Raw genomic sequence first — 16,763 nt, 5'->3', positions numbered from 1 at the left:
GCGGGAAACAAGCGAGGTTCTGCAACGCCAGATGGCCGCGCGGGTACGCCGATGAGGCGTCTACGCGCGGCGGCGGCGCCCGGGCGGGGCTGAGATCCGCCCGCGGTCCGCTTCCGTCTCGAACCCTACGTCAACTTCACACTTCGGGCAGGCCCGGAAGAGTGACCTGGATCCGGCAGCCCCGAGGGGATTCGGCCACTCCGATGTGGCCGCCGTGCAGATCGACCGCCCAGCGGGCGATGGCGAGGCCGAGGCCCGTGCCGCCGTCGTTGCCCTGGCCGTGGGCGGGGGCGCCCGCGTGGCTGCCGCGGTTGAAGCGCTCGAAGACGCGGTGCCACTCGGACTCCGGGATTCCGGGGCCCTCGTCGAGCACCTCCAGGTCCAGGGACTCCGGAGAGAAACCGCGCCGGGCCCGCACCGTCACCCGGCCGTGCGGCGGGCTGTGCTTGACGGCGTTGTCGATGAGGTTCGCCACGACCTGGTGCAGCCGCTCCTGGTCCGCGTGGGCGGTCAGCTCGGGCGGCGACACGTCGAGGTGCAGATGGACGTCCGTACGCGTATGGCTGCCGGAGCCCGACGCGATGCCCCCGCGCGCGGAGGCGACCATGTTGGCCTCCTTCAGGACGCCCGACAGATAGGGCCACACCTCGAAGCGGCGGGCCTTGAGCGGGACGACGCCGTTGTCCAGGCGGGACAGGTCCAGGAGGGTGTCCACGAGCCTGCCGAGGCGCTCCGTCTGCTTCAGGGCGGTGCGCATGGTCTCCGGGTCGGCGGCGGAGACGCCGTCGACGACGTTCTCCAGGACCGCGCGCAGCCCGGCGATGGGGGTGCGCAGCTCGTGCGAGACGTTGGCGACGAGTTCCTTGCGCTGCCGGTCCTGGGCCTCCAGGTCGTCGGCCATGCGGTTGATGGTGGAGGCCACGTCGCCCAGCTCGTCGCGCCGGTCGGCGCCGCGCACCCGGCGCGTGTAGTCGCCGTGCGAGACGGCGCGGGCCACCGCGTTCATCTCGTCAAGGGGCGCGGTGAGGCTGTGCGCCACGAACTGGGTGATCAGCAGTGTGGCGATCACCGAGAAGACGGTGATGAAGCGCAGCTCGGTCTCGGTCTTCATGGCGACCAGGAGCAGTCCGGTGGTGATGAACACCGAGACGACCACCAGGGCGCCGAGCTTCGTCTTGATGGAGAACGGCTGCAGCCCTCCGAAGGGCCCGCTCATCGCAGGGCCCGCCTCACGGTGTGGGCGTCTCGAGGGCGTACCCGACGCCGTGCACCGTACGGATCCGCTCCGCGCCGATCTTCCGGCGCAGCGCCTTGATGTGGCTGTCGACGGTGCGGGTCCCCGACGCGTCGGCCCAGTCCCACACCTCGGCGAGCAGCTGCTCGCGCGAGAGCACCGCACGCGGCGTATTGGCCAGGCAGACGAGCAGGTCGAACTCGGTGGGCGTCAGATGGACGTCCTCGCTGCGCACCCGCACTCGCCGCTGGGCGTGGTCGATCTCCAGCTCGCCCAGGCGCAGGATGCCGCTGCGGGGCGTGGTCGCGGCGAGCGCGGCCCGCTCGACCCTGCGCAGCAGGACGTGCACGCGCGCCGCCAGCTCCCGCATGGAGAACGGCTTGGTCATGTAGTCGTCCGCGCCGACGCCGAGCCCGACCAGCATGTCCGTCTCGTCATCACGCGCGGTGAGCATGAGGACGGGGACGGGCCGCTGGGCCTGCACCCGGCGGCACACCTCCAGGCCGTCGAAGCCCGGCAGCATGATGTCGAGAATCAGCAGATCGGGCTGCCACGCCTGGGCGGTGTCGACCGCCGAGGGCCCGTCGCCCGCCGTTTGCACGACAAAACCCTCGGCGCGCAGCCGGGCGGCGATGGCGTCGACGATCGTCGGGTCGTCCTCGACCACCAGCACCCGGCGCTGAGCGCCGGGCATCGCCGCCGTAGCGCCGTTGTGGGAGGTGTGTGTCTGCTCCATCGCCCCGCCCCTGACACTGATCGCTTGTGTTCGGTCAGCAGGGTACGGGTCGCGAAGGCACCTCGGCTACGCAGCCCTTACGCCGAGGTGCACCACGTCGGGGACGCCTCGGGCAACGGGGATCTCTTTGGTGCGTACCCCACAGAATCCGGCATTCCGTAGAGCGTCGTCGAAAGCGGACGAGGGCTGGGCGGACCAGACGGCGAGTACTCCGCCGGGGTTGAGGCGTGCTTTGCAGGAGGCCAGACCGGTAGGCGAGTAAAGGGAGTTGTTGTCCTCCGTCACGGTCCAGTCGGGTCCGTTGTCGATGTCGAGACAGAGGGCGTCGTACGTGTCCCGCGTCCTGACCAGGTGGGCGACCAGGTCTGTGTGCAGGATCTCGGTGCGGGAATCGGCGAGTGCCGCGCCGGAGAGCTCGGCGAGGGGCCCTTCGCGGTGCCAGTCGATGATCGCCTGCTCGCGCTCGACCACGGCGATGCGCCCCCAGCGGGGATCCGCGGCGGCGTGGGCGAGGGAGAAGCCGACGCCGAGTCCGCCGATCAGGACATCGGGCGCGGGCCTGTCGTCGAGGGCGTCGCGCGCCGCGTCGACGAGCAATCGCTCCGAACGTCCGTTCGAGGTGTCCATCAGGAAGCAGCCGTTGGCGATGATCTGCAGCAGCTCACCGTGGCGCCGCAGTACGACTTCGCCGTACGGCCCCTCGCGCCGGTCGAGGACGACGGGGGCGGTGGTGTGGGTGTGCATGGGCGCCAGCGTAGAAGCTACTGCCGCGAGCCGTAAGCGAGTTATGCGGCCGCACCCCGCAACGCGAAATGAACCCAAGAGGTTGCTGTGAATCGCCCCTCACGTGGCGTCGGTCATAGACAACGCCGGAAAAAGAGGCAAAGGGTGGGCGAAGACGGAAGGAGCGCCTCACCCGTGAACCACAGCGTGAAGTCCCCCGAGGTCATGCCCGGACCCCAGGAGGACCCGGAGCCGCCCCTGAACGGAATCCCCGCGCAGCAGCCCCCACCGGCGGACGGTCGCGCTCGAAACGGGAGGGGACGTACCGGTATTCCCGCCCGGAGCACAGTGGCGCAGGCTCCAGGGGCGAGCTCGGAGGCGCCGGCGCAAGGATGGCGAGGACGGGTATACCGGGACGGCCCCGCCCCTGAACAGACGGAGCGCACCCAGCAGCGGACTGGCACCCGGCAGCGGACTGGCACCCAGCAGCGGACCGGAACCCCGCAGCGAATCGGAACCCCGCAGCGGACCGGAACCCCGCAGCGGACCGGAGCCCCGCAGCGGACCAGCGCCCCCCTCCGCCACCCCCTCCACCCGTGGCACCTCCTCCCCACCCCCAAGGGTGCCCCCTTCACCTTCGTCTACGCCCTGGTCCTCGCGGCCACGTCCCTCCTCACCGAGTACGCCGCCCCGAGCCTCGTCGACTCCCTGCTCCAGAGCTCCAGCACGGACGTGACCAACCTCGCCCACGCCCCCGGCCTGGTCCTGGTGGCCAGCGCCCTGTGGATCGCGGGCGGCATCACCTCGCCGTACGCGATCGGCTTCCTGCTCGTCCTGACCGCACTGGAACGCCGCATCGGCGCCTGGCGCACCGCGGGCGTCTTCCTGCTCGGGCACGGCGTCGCCACGCTCGCCACCGAGGTCCCCGTCGGCCTCTCGGTCCTCGCGGGGCACCTGCCCGACAGCTCCCTGCACCGCCTCGACTACGGCATCAGCTTCGGCGTGGCGGCCAGCGTCGGCGCGCTGGCGGGCCTGCTCGCGCCGTGGCTGCGCTGGACCGTCCTGGCGGGCTTCGGCCTGATGCTGGTCGAGGACCTGATCGAGTTCGCCGACCCGATGACGAACTGGGGCCACCTCCTGGCGCTCCTGATCGGCGTGGCCACCTGGCCGCTGCTCGGCCGCGGGCGTCAGTCCCGGGGTCCTTCGGGCCGCGCCCCGCACCGGACGTAGAGCGCACCGCCGCAGACGAAGAGGCCGCAGGCCACCGCCCACGACGCGCCCTGCGGCCCCGGCTGCATCAGCCAGGCCCAGAGCGCGGCGGCACCCCCGGGGTCGGGCGCCGCGAGGTAGACCGCACTGCCGTACGCCAGCACCGGTAGCCAGCTCAGCCGCGCCCCGATCAGCGCGGCGGCCCCGGCCACGAGCCCCACGTCCCCGAGCACGTTCCGCAGCCCGACGCCGATCGCCGAGGCGGCGAGGAGCGGGCCGAGCACGACGACGGGGACCCGGACGGTGCCGCCGTGGCTCGCGAGGGTGAGGGGCAGGGTCCGCGCCCTGGCGTGCAGGAGGCTGCCGGAACGGTTCAGGAGGAGATTCACGGGGACGGGACCTCCTTCGGGGCGCAGGGACCGGCAGCGAAGTACTCCGTCAGGTACGCGGTGCGCTCCGCTGTCGTCAGGGCCTCGATCCGCCGAAACCGCCGCTCCGCTCGCGGCCCGTAGTACGCGAAGGACGGCGACGGCGCGAGCCACTGGAGCACCGCGTCGTTGACGGCGGTCGCCCGCTCCGCGTCCGCGCCCTCGGTGGCGCGGGCCGGACAGTCCGCGGCCAGCAGCTCACCGGCCACCGCGTTCGCGTACGAGGCGGGGTCGACGAGCCGGTCGCGCACGACGGCGGGCTCCAGGTCCGCGAGGCGCCCCGTGGTGCCGGGCCCACCGCCGGGGCCGGGCTCCCACCGACTGTCTTCCCCCTGCCGCGAGGGCCCGCCGACCAGCCGCTCCGGCACCCCGCGCAGCTTCGTCCGCAGATCCGTCAGCGCCGCGCTCACCTGCGGGGTGCCGTCGTCGCAGACGAGGGCGGCCGCGCCGGATCGGGGCGCCACACGCCGTCGCCGGTGTGCACCAGGAGCGCCGCCGCGCAGGCCGCCGCCGCGAACGGGGCGAGGGCCAGGGCCACGTCCGCGTACTCCAGCCCGACGTGTTCCTCCGCGGACGGGGCGGTCTCCGTCAGGGGGCCGGTGGCGATCACGGGCGTCCTCGGCTGTGCGCGCCGCGATCACCCACAGCCAGCCGCCCGCCTCGCGGCCCCGGTGCGAACCGGCCGAGCGCCACACGGTCATGAAGGTGTCCTGCAGTACTTCGCGTACGACGTCGGGGTCGCCGCAGCGCCGTGCGAGCCGCGCGTGCAGCCAGCCGGCGTGCCGGTCGTACAGCGCGGCCAGCGCATCCGCGTCCTCGTCGGCGACGGACCGCAGCAGCGCCCCGTCGTCGTCCGGGGCGGCCCCCATGGGGCGGAACAGTCTCACGCCCTCTCTATCGGGCGTACGCCGCTCACCGGTTTCCTGATCGCTCAGAGCGAACACGCCCCGGGGAACATCCCGAAGCTCATAAGCATTGAGTCGATACAGCTCAACTTGAGTGCCGAAGGGGAGATCATGGCTTCGACGTCCACACCGCTCACTCTGCCCGTGCTTCCGCTGGACGACGAGGTCGTCCTGCCCGGCATGGTGGTGCCGTTCGACCTGTCCGACGCCGACGTACGAGCCGCCGTGGAGGCGGCCCAGGCGGCCGCGAGGTCCAGTGGCGACAGCAAGCCGAAGGTGCTGCTTGTTCCGCGCATCGACGGCACGTACGCGTCGACCGGCGTGCTCGGCACCGTCGAGCAGGTGGGCAGGCTCTCGGACGGTGACCCGGGCGCCCTCATCCGCGGCCGCGGCCGCGTCCGCATCGGCGCGGGTACGACGGGGCCCGGCGCGGCCCTCTGGGTGGAGGGCCTGCGGCTCGACGACTCGGTCCCCGAGCCTTCCCCAAGCTCTCAACTCCGTTCGAGCAGGGGAGGCCCCACCCCCGGCGCCGTCACCGAACTCGTCACGGAGTACAAGGCGCTCGCCACCAGCTGGCTGAAGAAGCGCGGCGCCTGGCAGGTCGTCGACCGCGTCACGCAGATCGACGACGTCTCCGCGCTCGCCGACAACTCCGGCTACTCGCCGTTCCTGACCACGCAGCAGAAGATCGAACTCCTGGAGACCGAGGACGCGGTCGCCCGGCTCAAGCTCGCCACCGCGCAGCTGCGCGAGCACCTCGCCGAGCAGGACGTCGCCGAGACCATCGCCAAGGACGTCCAGGAGGGCGTGGACAAGCAGCAGCGCGAGTTCCTGCTCCGTCGCCAGCTGGACGCCGTGCGCAAGGAACTGCGCGAGATCAACGGCGAGCAGGAGGGTGAGGAGTCCGACGACTACCGCGCCCGCGTCGAGGCCGCGGACCTGCCCGAGAAGGTCCGCGAGGCCGCCCTCAAGGAGGTCGACAAGCTGGAGCGCTCCAGCGACCAGTCGCCCGAGGGCTCCTGGATCAGGACCTGGCTGGACACCGTCCTGGAACTGCCCTGGAACGAGCGCACCGAGGACGAGTACGACATCAAGGGCGCCCAGGAGATCCTCGACGCCGAGCACTCCGGGCTTCAGGACGTGAAGGAGCGCATCACCGAGTACCTCGCGGTGCGCAAGCGCCGCTCCGATCGCGGCCTCGGCGTCGTCGGCGGCCGCCGCGGCGGCGCGGTGCTCGCCCTGGTGGGCCCGCCCGGCGTCGGCAAGACCTCGCTCGGCGAGTCCGTGGCGCACGCCATGGGCCGCAAGTTCGTGCGGGTCGCGCTCGGCGGCGTACGCGACGAGGCGGAGATCCGCGGCCACCGCCGTACGTACGTCGGGGCGCTGCCCGGGCGCATCGTGCGGGCCATCAAGGAGGCCGGGTCGATGAACCCGGTCGTGCTCCTGGACGAGATCGACAAGGTGGGCTCCGACTTCCGGGGCGACCCGGCCGCCGCCCTCCTCGAAGTGCTCGACCCGGCGCAGAACCACACGTTCCGCGACCACTACCTGGAGGTCGAACTCGACCTCAGCGACGTCGTCTTCCTCGCCACGGCGAATGTCCTGGAGGCCATCCCCGAGGCTCTGCTCGACCGCATGGAGCTGGTCAGGCTCGACGGCTACACCGAGGACGAGAAGGTCGTCATCGCCCGCGACCACCTGCTCACGCGCCAGCTGGAGCGGGCGGGCCTGGACAAGGACGAGGTGGTCCTCGACGAGGGCGCGCTGCGCAAGCTCGCCGGTGAGTACACGCGCGAAGCGGGCGTACGCAACCTGGAGCGGTCCATCGCGCGGCTGCTGCGCAAGGTCGCGGCCCAGCACGAACTCGGCGAGCGGGAGCTGCCGTTCACGGTGAAGGACGAGGACCTGCGCGGGCTCATCGGGCGGCCGCACCACGTACCCGAGTCCGCCCAGGACCCGGCCGAGCGCCGCACCGCGGTGCCCGGCGTGGCCACCGGGCTCGCGGTCACCGGGGCGGGCGGCGACGTCCTCTTCGTGGAGGCGTCCCTCGCGGACCCGGAGACCGGTGCGTCGGGGCTCACGCTCACCGGTCAGCTCGGCGACGTGATGAAGGAGTCGGCGCAGATCGCGCTGAGCTTCCTGCGCTCGCACGGCGCCGAACTGGAGCTGCCGGTCGGCGACCTGAAGGACCGGGGCGTGCACATCCACTTCCCGGCGGGCGCGGTGCCCAAGGACGGGCCGAGCGCGGGCGTCACGCTGACGACCGCCCTCGCGTCGCTGCTCAGCGGGCGGCTCGTCCGCACGGACGTGGCGATGACCGGTGAGATCTCGCTGACCGGGCGTGTCCTGCCGATCGGCGGCGTCAAGCAGAAGCTGCTGGCCGCGCACCGCGCCGGGATCACCACGGTGATCATCCCCAAGCGGAACGAGGCGGACCTCGACGATGTCCCCGCCGAGGTCCTGGAGAAGCTCGACGTGCACCCGGTCACGGATGTCCGCCAGGTGCTCGAACTGGCCCTGACGGAGGCCGAGGTGAGGATCCCGGCCGCCGCGTAGGCGACGCGGAGGGAAGCGGCCGCCCCCGGTACCGGGGGCGGCCGCTCCGTCGCACGCTCAGCCGTTGGCGAGCGCGACCACCCTGTCCAGGGCGCCGTTGAACTTGTTGTGGTCACCGACCGTCGGGCCCGACGAGGTGTACTGCCACATCGTGTGGAAGCCCCAGCCCGCCGGGAGTTCACCCGGGCTGGTGTTGTAGCGGGGGATCCACAGCGGGTTGGTGGAGCCGAAGCCGCCGTAGTTGCCGGTGCACTGCTTCCACCAGCTGGTGGCGGTGTAGATCACCGCGTCGCGCCCGGTGCGCGCCTTGTACGTGGTCAGGAAGTCCCGGATCCAGCTGACCATCGCGGACTGGGACTTGCCGAAGCAGGCGGCGCCGTACGGGTTCCACTCGATGTCGAGCGCGCCGGGCAGCGTCCTGCCGTCGCGCGACCAGCCGCCGCCGTTGCTCGCGAAGTAGTTGGCCTGGGCGGCGCCGGAGGAGGTGTCGGGCGTCGCGAAGTGGTACGCGCCGCGGATCATGCCCACGCCGTACGAACCGTTGTACTGCTGGGCGAAGTAGGGGTTCTTGTACGAGGTGCTCTCGGTGGCCTTGACGTAGGCCCACTTCACGCCGCTGTTCCACAGCGTCTGCCAGGCGACGTTGCCCTGGTGGCTGCTGACGTCGACGCCCTCGGTCTGGGCGGCGTCACCGCCGGTGGGCCGACCGCCCTGGCCGTCGTGTTCGATGACGCCCTGGCCGAGCCGCGCGGTGCCGCGGTCGGGGACGTCGTCCGCCTGGGCCGCCGTGGGGAGCGTCAGGAGGAGGGAGAGAGCGGACAGTACTGCGAGGAGAACCCCCGCCGGCGACAAGCGCGAGCGGCGGGCCGGTCCGGGTCTGTGCACGGGCATCTTCGTGCCTCCGAAGGCCTCGGTGGTGCTCGGTGGGGACCTGTCGACATGCTGTGGTGTGAACATGTCACTTGAAAAGCTACGCACGTAGACCCGGGTGAGGGAAGAGGGCGCGGGTTGTGCCGTTGGTCCACTCCTGTGACGGTGCCATCGGGGCGGCACCGTCCCGACCTTGCGAAATACTGGTCAGGCCGCTGCCACGACGGGCACGGCGAGCGGGCCATCCGGCGATAACTTTCAGAATCGGGAAAGCGGGACATGGGTGCTGCAGAAGAGGGCGTGACGGGCGGGGCGCACGACGGCGTCGAACAAGGGGTGGACAGCGAGTTCCTCTCCCTCGAACGGGAGTTGTCGCTCCTGATGCGCCGCGCGCGGGCCTCGTCCGGCGAGATGGCGCGCCAGGTCCACCCCGACCTGGAGCCCGCCGCGTACGGCCTGCTCGTCTGTCTGGACGACTCGGGCCCGCAGCGGGCCACCGACCTCGCCGCGTACATCGGCGTCGGCAAGGCCACGATGAGCCGTCAACTGCGTGCCCTCGAAGAACTCGGCCTGGTGGCCCGCGAACCCGACCCCGCCGACGGCCGCGCCTGGCTGATCCAGCTGACACCGGACGGCCGCACCCGCTTCCGCACGGTGCGCGCGGGCCGCCGCGCCCAGTACGTACGCCGCCTCGCGGGCTGGGACCGGGCGGAGGTCGCCGAACTCGCCCGCCTCCTCGGTCAGCTGAACGAGAGCGCGGACACCTGAGGGGTGCGGGCGCCCGGGCGATTTCCGACCGGGCGCCCGCGGAACAGGCCTACTTCGCGCCGAAGACGACCGCCAGCGGCTGCTTCTTCTTGTAGACCTCGGAGGGCTCGCTGACGTGGTCGGCGCCCAGGTAGAGGCGCTCACCGGCGAAGAGGGTGCGCCGGTCCGTCTCGAAGCGGCTCTCCATCTCGTAGCTCGCGCCCGGGTTCTGCATGACCTTCGTCTTCTTGTACGAGGCCGGGTCGATCCGCCAGACCGCGCCGCCCGTCTCGCCGACGATGTCCGCGTCCTGGTACACCACGACCTTGCCGCCGCCGTCCACGCCGACCGGGGTCATGGCGCCCGCGGCGGTGCCGGGGACCGTGCCCTTCTTCTTGCCGGTCTTCAGGTCGAAGGCGACGACGTCGTTGTCGGCGGCGGAACCGGGCCCTGGATCGCGGGTGGGCAGGAAGAGCGTCCCCGACTTCTCGTCGACCGCGAGCTGCCTGCAGTCCGTGACGTTCGTGCTGGGGCATTCGGCGTCGTACTTGCCGTACTTGCCGCCCTTCGTGCCGATCGTGGCGAGCGGCTTGCCGCGCGCCGCGCCGTCGTCGATCGTCAGGAACGCGGTGATGCCGGAGCCGCCGGGGGAGTCCCCGTCGTCGACGGCGACCACCAGCGGCTCGGCGGAGACCACGTGGGCGTGCTCGATGCCCTGCTCGAACGCGTACGCCGACTTCACCGCGCGCGTCGCCGGGTCGATGGTCTGCAGGGTCAGCTTCGGGTGGTCGGTGTCGCCGCAGTCGCGCACCGCGACCAGCTTCTCGCCCTCGCCCGCGAAGCCCTCCGCGGGGCACTTCTCGTCGTCGGTGCTCGCGGGCGACCACAGGGGCTTGCCGCCCGTCGTCCAGCCCGCGCTGCCGCCGGTGCCCGCCGCGGCGACCGTGCCGCCGCCGATGGTCACCTCGTCGAACATCTGGCGGCCGCCGTAGGTGTCGAGGCCCTGTTTCCGCCAGAGCAGCTTGCCCTTGTCCAGGTCGACGAGGCCGACTTCGGTGCAGACCGCGGGGTCGTCCTTGTCGTCGCGGAAGAGGACCGCGATCAGCCCTTCGGAGGTGGCCTGCGGCGAGGACCAGCAGACCTCGCCGCCGAGCGGTATCTCCCACTCTGCTTTTCCGCCGGACAGCGGATATCCGGAAATCTTCTTCAGGTCGGTCTTCACGAAGTTCTTTTCCGTGGTCCACATTCCCATCGCGCCCGCCAGTTCGCTCACCTTGGCGGTGGGCACCTGGCCGAGCAGCGCGGCGTCGACGGCCGATGACTCCGCGCCGCCGTCACCGCCTTCGCCCCCGCTGTCCGACTCGCCCGGTCCGCAGCCGGTGACGGCCAGCGCGGCGGCGAGCACCGCGCCGAAAATGACTGCCCTGCGCGACATTCAATTCCCTCTCGTGCGTGGGCGCATGGCCGGACGCGGCCAGGCGGCTCCCTCGGCTGCCGATCCTTCCCTTTCGCGGTTCGGAATTTCAACACCGAATCCCTTATCTCTGCTTCAGTTGAAATGATCCCGAGATGGGAAAGGGGAAGAAAGAGAAAGAGAGTGAAAGAGAGTGAAAGGGTGGGAGAGGGTGGGGAGCTGGATCAGAATTCCGCGTACACCACCGCCGCGTCGTCGTGCCGCTTCCCGCGCGGGAAGGCGAGACCCTGCGGGTCAGCCGTCTCCAACTCGCGCACCCGGTCGATCAGATGCTGCGGACCCTCCTTGCGCAGGAGCGCGAAGCACTCGGTCCAGTCGCCCTCGTGGAACGTGTCGGTCCAGCGGCCCGCGCCGTCGGTGAGCGCCGCCACCGCCGTCATCTCGGCCCGCGCGCTCTCGCCGACGACCGCGCGCAGGGCGGCCGTGGGGTCGGCCGCGGCGGTGAAGAAGCCGTCCTCCGCGTTGCGCAGGGCCTCGACCTTCGCCGCGTAGGCGCGGCCCGCCACCTCGCGCTCGGCCGAGCCGCGCGGCAGGGCGCGCACCTGGTCGCGCATGGTGCGGACCGCGGGCGGCAGCTCGGCCAGGCGCCGGTCGAGGATCGCGGTCACCGCGCCGCGGGGTCCCGCGAGGAGCAGCGCCGAGTCGGAGAGGACGAGGTGCTCGACGCGCTCCTCGTCCCAGCGCACCAGGACCACGGTGGCCTGCGGGGTACGCGGGTGAGAAAGGTCACAGGTTGAACTATGGGCGTCGGCGGTACGCGAGATGGACTCCGCCAGGATCTCAGGCAGCGTCATATCCCGCCGTGAAACGGACAGTTCACTCAATGCGCCGCCGAGTCGCGCGGTGAACCAGGGGACGGAATGCAGACAGCCCACCGCCCCCTCGGGCGGCGTGACGCCGTCGAGGAGGACGAGCGATCCGCCCTGTCCGGAAGCGGGTAGCGCGACCGACGCGTAGTCCTCGTTGGGGCGCGTGGGGTCGCCGGGTTCGGTGGCGAGTTCGATACGCATCCGGCCAGTCTGCACGACCCCTTCACAAGGCCCACCAGAAGCCGCAAAGGGGTGGATGAATGGCCCGTACCAGCGGAAGGCGCGCCTGAATTCGGCCGGAATGATCACCTCCGCCGGGGTGTGGCGGCGCATCCTGCCAAAGCCTGTGGGAGACGTCCAACCGGCACACCGCGCGGGCCCGCGACCCCGCCGACCGGGACTTGCCCGCCAACTCCCCGCCGATGTTCACTCCTTCGGGTGGCCGGGCAGGCGATGCCCGACCGCCACTCACCGGCACTGGAAGGGTCGGGAGCCGTACCGGGGGCGCGCTCGTGTTGACAGATCGTCACCCGGGCCCGAGGGCAGACGAAAAACCAAGAATGCGAGCACCGGTGCAGAAGATGCGGCCTGGGCGCAAAGGCAAGCAGTCGGCCTCCCAAGGGGCCACGCCGGGCGCGACCACCCCGACCGAGCGTGCGCCGGAGCGCACCGCCACGGATCCGTCAGCGGCGCCGCCCGCGGCCTCCTCGACCCCGGGACCTGCCTCGCCCGCCCCCGGAGACCCGTCTGCCGCCGGAGACCCGTCCACCTCCACCGCCCCGTCCGCCCCGGGCGACTCAGGGCCCGCGCCGTCATCGAGCACCCCCACCGATCACGCCGCCGCGCCCGAGCCGTCCCCCGTGGCGGCCTCCTTCGCCCCCGCGCCGCACGTCACCAAGGCGCCCACCGCGCGCGTACGCAATCGGCTGATGGTCGCCGTGGCCGTGGTGGCCGCCGCCATCGTCGGAGCGGGCGCACCCGCCATCGTCGCCGCCTCCGGTCAACTGAACGACGCGCAGAGCCTGGTGACGCTCGCCGAGCGGACCCAGCAGGCGGTCTCCCTCGGCCATTCGCTGGCCGACGAGCGCGACGAGGTCACCTCCTTCATCGCCGCGGGCCGCTCCCAGGGCAAGGGCCTCTCCAAGAGCCGCAGCGCCCGCGTCGACCGGCAGATCGACGAGCTGCGCGACGCCGACGCGCCCGCCGGGCTGCGCGCCGACCTCGCCGACATCGGGGCCGTCCGGAGAGAGGCGCTCACCGGCAAGAGCACCGCTCTCGAAACGCACGAGGCGTACACGAAGGTCATCGCCGAACTCCACGGACTCACCCGCGAACTGGCCGAGCGGCTGCCCCCCGAGGCCAACAAGGGCGCCCTCGCCCTCGCCGACCTCGACCACGCCGTCGAGCAGGCCGCCGCCGCCCGCGGCCTGCTGCTCGCCGCGCTCGCCGTGCCCGGCACCACGTCCACGTCGTCCGTCGACCCGGTCACAGGACTGCCCACCACCGGCACCGAGGACTCCCCGGCCGACGGCAAGCGCCGCGACGAGCTCAGCGCCGCCGCCCAGCAGGCCCACGTCCGCGAGCTGGCCGCGCTCGCCGACTTCAGCGACACGGCGGGCGACTCCGCCCGCGCGACGTACGAATCGACGGTCACCGGCTCCGAGGTCGGCACCGCGGAGAAGTACCTGGCCCGCCTCACCGACGAGCCCACGCTCTCCACCGCCGAGCGGGGCTACGACCGCAAGAAGGTCGACGCCGCGCTCTCCGCCCGGATCGAGACGATGCGCGGCACCGAGTCAGCCCTCGGCGTCGCGCGCACCAAGCAGCTCGCCCAGCTGCGCGACGACGAGGTCACCGAGCTGGAGATCCGCGTCGCGCTCGTCGGCGTCTGCCTCCTCGTCGCGGTCGGCGTCTCGATGGCGGCGGCCCGCTCGCTGACCCGCCCGCTCGCCGTGCTGCGCCTGGGCTCCGCCCGCCTCGCCACCGAGCCCGCGCCGCAGGAGCCGATCCGCTTCACCGGCCGCGACGACGAGTTCGCCCAGGTCGTACGCTCCGTCAACGCCCTGCACGGGCACGCGGCCGCGCTGCACGAGCGCGTCACCACGCTCGAAGCCGACCGCAAGCACCTCATCGGCAGGCGCGAGTCCATGGCCGACGAGCGCGAGGCCCTGCGGGCCGAACTCGCCGAGGCCTCCGTCCACTTGCAGCGGGTGCGCCAGTCCATCCACGGCACGTTCGTGAACCTGGCGCTGCGCACGCTCGGTCTGGTGGAGCGCCAGCTCGCCGTCATCGAGAACCTGGAGGACCGCGAGCAGGACCCCGACCGGCTCGCCACGCTCTTCAAGCTCGACCACTTCGCCACGGTCATGCGCAGGCACAGCGAGAACCTCCTGGTCCTCGCCGGTGCCGACCACGGACACCAGCACCCGGGCGCGGTCCCGCTGGTCGACGTGGTGCGCGCCGCCGTCTCCGAGATCGAGCGGTACGAGCGCGTCCGCATCGCCACGCTGCCGCCGCACGCGCACGTCGCGGGCTTCGCGGCGGACGACATCAGCCACCTCACCGCCGAACTCCTGGAGAACGCGACGTCGTTCTCGCCGCCCGACGCCTCCGTCGAGGTCTCCGGCTGGCTCCTGGAGAGCGGCGAGGTCATGCTCTCCGTCCAGGACGAGGGCATCGGCGTCACCCAGGACCGGATGCGCGAACTGAACGCGCGCCTGGCCGACTTCGACCCGGACGCCGCGTACGACCAGGAGGGCGGGGACGGCCTCGGCCTCGGCCTCTACGTGGTCGCCAGGCTCGCGGCGCGGCACGGGGCGCGGGTGCGGCTGCGGGACCAGAAGCAGGGGGGCGTCGCGGCGGTCGTGGTGCTGCCCAAGGCGATCCTCGCGCCCGCTCCGTCGCCCGCCGTGGTCGCGGCGCCGCGTGCGGGCGAGTCCCTGACGCACCTGCCCGGCTCCGCGGCCGAGGCCAACTCCAATGTCCTGCCCGGGCGGTTGACCACCGGCGGGGAGGATCCGCTGATCGCCGCGGCGGAGCGGACGGTGCAGTCGGCGCTGCCTGAGCTGGCTCCGGAGCCTGCGCCGTCGCCTGATCCCGAGCCTGCTCCTACGTCGGAAACGACCATGGAGCTCGTGCCTCCGCCGTCGTCCGCTGAGCCGGAACCGGGGGCTGTGCCCGCCCGCCCACGGCAGGAGCCCGAGGAGGAGTCTCCCAAGTGGGAGCGCGTCACCGACAAGGGGCTGCCCAAGCGGACGCCGAAGATCACCGCGCCCGCGCCCGCCGCGCCCAAGGTGCGGGGATCCGTGGACGCGGAGGCGCTCCGCCGCAGGCTCGGCGGCTTCCACCAGGGCGCGCTGAGCGGCCGGCGGGACGTGGAGGCCGAGATCGCGGGACAAGGCGACGAAGCGCCGCAAGGTGACGAAGCGCCGCAAGGTAACGAAAAGAACGCAGAAGCCGCAGACGTAATGGGGGATTCAGTCGAGGAGGCAAGCAGTTGACTGCGCCCATGCGCACGCCCAGTTCTTCCGCCGAAGCCGGTGCCACCGGCGCATCCACCACGAAGGACCCGTCCGCGTACGGACTCAGCAGCGAAGCCCGCAACCTGCACTGGCTGCTCACCAACCTCGTCGAGGAGGTGCCGGGCCTGCTCTCCGTCGCGGTGGTCTCCTCCGACGGTCTCCTGCTGCTGTCCTCCGACCCCGAGCGCAACGCCGAGGGGCGCCCCGCGGCGAACCCCAAAGGCCCCAAGGGTTCGAGCGCCGACCTGGCCACCATCGTGTCGGGCCTCGGTTCGCTCACCATCGGCGCCGCCAAGCTGATGGACGGCGGCGCGGTCAAGCAGACCGTCGTCGCGATGGAGGAGGGCAGCCTCTTCGTCATGTCGATCAGTGACGGCTCGCTGCTCGGTGTGCACGCCACCCCGGACTGCGACATGAGCGTCGTGGCGTACCACATGGCGCTGTTCGTCGGCCGCGCCGGGCACGTCCTCACTCCCGAACTCCGCAGCGAACTGCGCCAGTCGATGGAGAGCGCCCGATGAGCGGTAGCAGGATGAGCAGCCGTACGACGCCGAAGCTGCCGCAGCGCGGCGGTGACCGAAAACCCGCCCGGGTGCGTCCCTACTCGCTCACCGGCGGGCGGACCAGGTTCGGGCACGTGCTGCTCGTCGAGACGTTCGTCGCGAGCAACGCCGCGATCGAGGCGCCCGAGGAGCGCCTCGAACTGCCCAAGGGCAACCTCTCCACCCGTGTGATGCCGGAGATGCGGGCGATCGTCGAGATCTGCCGCCGGATGCGCACGGTCGCGGAGATCGCGGCCCTCCTCAAGATGCCGCTCGGCGTGGTCCGCGTCCTGCTGAGCGACCTCGCCGACCAGGGAAAGATCCGCGTGTACGGAACGGGCCACGGCCCGGGTCAGCCCGACCGCGCACTGCTGGAAAGGGTGCTGAGTGGACTCCGCCGTCTCTGAACTCCTCGAGGACGAGGAGCAGTTGCAGCCCTGGCAGACGGACAGGTCGCGCGCCCCGATCGCCACGAAGATCGTGGTGGCGGGCGGCTTCGGCGTCGGCAAGACGACACTGGTCACGGCCGTCTCCGAGATCCAGCCCCTCCAGACGGAGGCGCTGATGACCCAGGCCAGCGCCGAGACCGACGACCTCAGCGGCACGCCGGGCAAGACCACCACCACGGTGGCGATGGACTTCGGCCGGATCACGCTCGACGACGACCTGGTCCTCTACCTCTTCGGTACGCCGGGCCAGCAGCGCTTCTGGTTCATGTGGGACGACCTGGTGCGCGGCGCGATCGGCGCCGTCGTGCTCGCCGACACCCGGCGCCTCTCCGACTGCTTCCCCGCGCTCGACTACTTCGAGAGCTGCGGCCTGCCGTACATCGTGGCCGTCAACCACTTCGACGGCAGCGAGGAGTTCGCGGTGGCCGATGTGCGCGAGGCCCTGACGGTTCCGTCGCACATACCCGTGCTGATCATGGACGCCCGGCAGCGCATCTCGGCGATCGAGTCGCTCCTCGCCCTGGTCGGCCACGCGCTCGACGCGACCCCTGAGTAGACGC

General features: G+C 71.9%; 15 protein-coding genes. 7 read left to right on the top strand and 8 right to left on the bottom strand.

Annotated features, from left to right (window positions below; translation table 11 throughout):
- Positions 1-136: 136 nt before the first annotated feature.
- The 3 genes from CP970_RS13960 to CP970_RS13950 all read right to left on the bottom strand — a co-directional run bounded on the left by CP970_RS13960 (position 137) and on the right by CP970_RS13950 (position 2,714).
- On the bottom strand, positions 137-1,216 hold the full coding sequence (locus CP970_RS13960; RefSeq protein WP_055555158.1) for a HAMP domain-containing sensor histidine kinase: 1,080 nt from the start codon (positions 1,214-1,216) through the stop codon (positions 137-139).
- A 13-nt stretch (positions 1,217-1,229) separates the two neighbouring features.
- Positions 1,230-1,970 carry a response regulator transcription factor gene (locus tag CP970_RS13955; RefSeq protein WP_055555160.1) on the bottom strand — a complete coding sequence of 247 codons (741 nt, stop codon included), beginning with the start codon at positions 1,968-1,970 and terminating at the stop codon, positions 1,230-1,232.
- A gap of 66 nt (positions 1,971-2,036) precedes the next feature.
- The gene (locus CP970_RS13950; protein ID WP_055555163.1) at positions 2,037-2,714 is read right to left on the bottom strand and encodes a spermidine synthase family protein; all 678 of its coding nucleotides are present in this window, start codon (positions 2,712-2,714) and stop codon (positions 2,037-2,039) included.
- A 327-nt stretch (positions 2,715-3,041) separates the two neighbouring features.
- On the opposite strand from CP970_RS13950, the gene CP970_RS13945 reads away from it, so the two are divergent.
- On the top strand, positions 3,042-3,923 hold the full coding sequence (locus CP970_RS13945) for a rhomboid-like protein (RefSeq protein WP_224058428.1): 882 nt from the start codon (positions 3,042-3,044) through the stop codon (positions 3,921-3,923).
- On the opposite strand, the gene CP970_RS13940 is transcribed toward CP970_RS13945, so the two are convergent.
- Positions 3,881-4,291: a hypothetical protein gene (locus CP970_RS13940; RefSeq protein WP_224058426.1), complete on the bottom strand. Its 411-nt coding sequence runs from the start codon at positions 4,289-4,291 to the stop codon at positions 3,881-3,883. The two genes, CP970_RS13945 and CP970_RS13940, sit on opposite strands and share 43 nt — an antisense overlap.
- The gene (locus tag CP970_RS45960) at positions 4,288-5,217 is read right to left on the bottom strand and encodes an RNA polymerase sigma factor (RefSeq protein ID WP_191094912.1); all 930 of its coding nucleotides are present in this window, start codon (positions 5,215-5,217) and stop codon (positions 4,288-4,290) included. Before CP970_RS45960 ends, CP970_RS13940 begins: the two co-directional genes overlap by 4 nt.
- 129 nt (positions 5,218-5,346) lie before the next feature.
- On the opposite strand from CP970_RS45960, the gene lon reads away from it, so the two are divergent.
- On the top strand, positions 5,347-7,791 hold the full coding sequence (lon, locus tag CP970_RS13930; protein WP_055554955.1) for an endopeptidase La: 2,445 nt from the start codon (positions 5,347-5,349) through the stop codon (positions 7,789-7,791).
- A 57-nt stretch (positions 7,792-7,848) separates the two neighbouring features.
- Here the strand turns inward: lon and CP970_RS13925 are convergent, their stop codons facing one another.
- Complete coding sequence (locus tag CP970_RS13925; protein WP_055554953.1) at positions 7,849-8,682, bottom strand: lysozyme; 834 nt, start codon at positions 8,680-8,682, stop codon at positions 7,849-7,851.
- Between the two features lie 258 nt (positions 8,683-8,940).
- Between CP970_RS13925 and CP970_RS13920 the strand changes: the two genes are divergently transcribed.
- Positions 8,941-9,429 (top strand): MarR family winged helix-turn-helix transcriptional regulator, encoded by a 489-nt coding sequence (locus tag CP970_RS13920; RefSeq protein ID WP_055554950.1) that lies wholly within the window; start codon positions 8,941-8,943, stop codon positions 9,427-9,429.
- A 49-nt stretch (positions 9,430-9,478) separates the two neighbouring features.
- Here CP970_RS13920 and CP970_RS13915 read toward each other — a convergent pair whose 3' ends face one another.
- Positions 9,479-10,843 carry a hypothetical protein gene (locus CP970_RS13915; RefSeq protein ID WP_063806231.1) on the bottom strand — a complete coding sequence of 455 codons (1,365 nt, stop codon included), beginning with the start codon at positions 10,841-10,843 and terminating at the stop codon, positions 9,479-9,481.
- 203 nt (positions 10,844-11,046) lie between these two features.
- On the bottom strand, positions 11,047-11,892 hold the full coding sequence (locus CP970_RS13910) for a protein phosphatase 2C domain-containing protein (protein WP_055554947.1): 846 nt from the start codon (positions 11,890-11,892) through the stop codon (positions 11,047-11,049).
- 359 nt (positions 11,893-12,251) lie between these two features.
- Here CP970_RS13910 and CP970_RS13900 point away from each other — a divergent pair, with 359 nt between their 5' ends.
- Genes CP970_RS13900 through CP970_RS13885 form a run of 4 tightly spaced genes read left to right on the top strand, consistent with a single transcriptional unit; the run spans position 12,252 to position 16,759 of the window.
- Complete coding sequence (locus tag CP970_RS13900; protein ID WP_398655063.1) at positions 12,252-15,191, top strand: sensor histidine kinase; 2,940 nt, start codon at positions 12,252-12,254, stop codon at positions 15,189-15,191.
- An 8-nt stretch (positions 15,192-15,199) separates the two neighbouring features.
- On the top strand, positions 15,200-15,733 hold the full coding sequence (locus tag CP970_RS13895; RefSeq protein WP_055547356.1) for a roadblock/LC7 domain-containing protein: 534 nt from the start codon (positions 15,200-15,202) through the stop codon (positions 15,731-15,733).
- Between the two features lie 11 nt (positions 15,734-15,744).
- Positions 15,745-16,161, top strand: a complete 417-nt coding sequence (locus CP970_RS13890) for a DUF742 domain-containing protein (protein ID WP_055547357.1) — start codon at positions 15,745-15,747, stop codon at positions 16,159-16,161.
- Positions 16,142-16,759 (top strand): GTP-binding protein, encoded by a 618-nt coding sequence (locus CP970_RS13885; protein WP_055547358.1) that lies wholly within the window; start codon positions 16,142-16,144, stop codon positions 16,757-16,759. Before CP970_RS13890 ends, CP970_RS13885 begins: the two co-directional genes overlap by 20 nt.
- Positions 16,760-16,763 lie beyond the last annotated feature (4 nt).

The organism is Streptomyces kanamyceticus, assembly GCF_008704495.1.
Classification (GTDB): Bacteria; Actinomycetota; Actinomycetes; order Streptomycetales; family Streptomycetaceae; genus Streptomyces; species Streptomyces kanamyceticus.
Note: the sequence above shows the minus strand (reverse complement) of the source record. Positions and strands in the feature narration are given on the sequence as shown.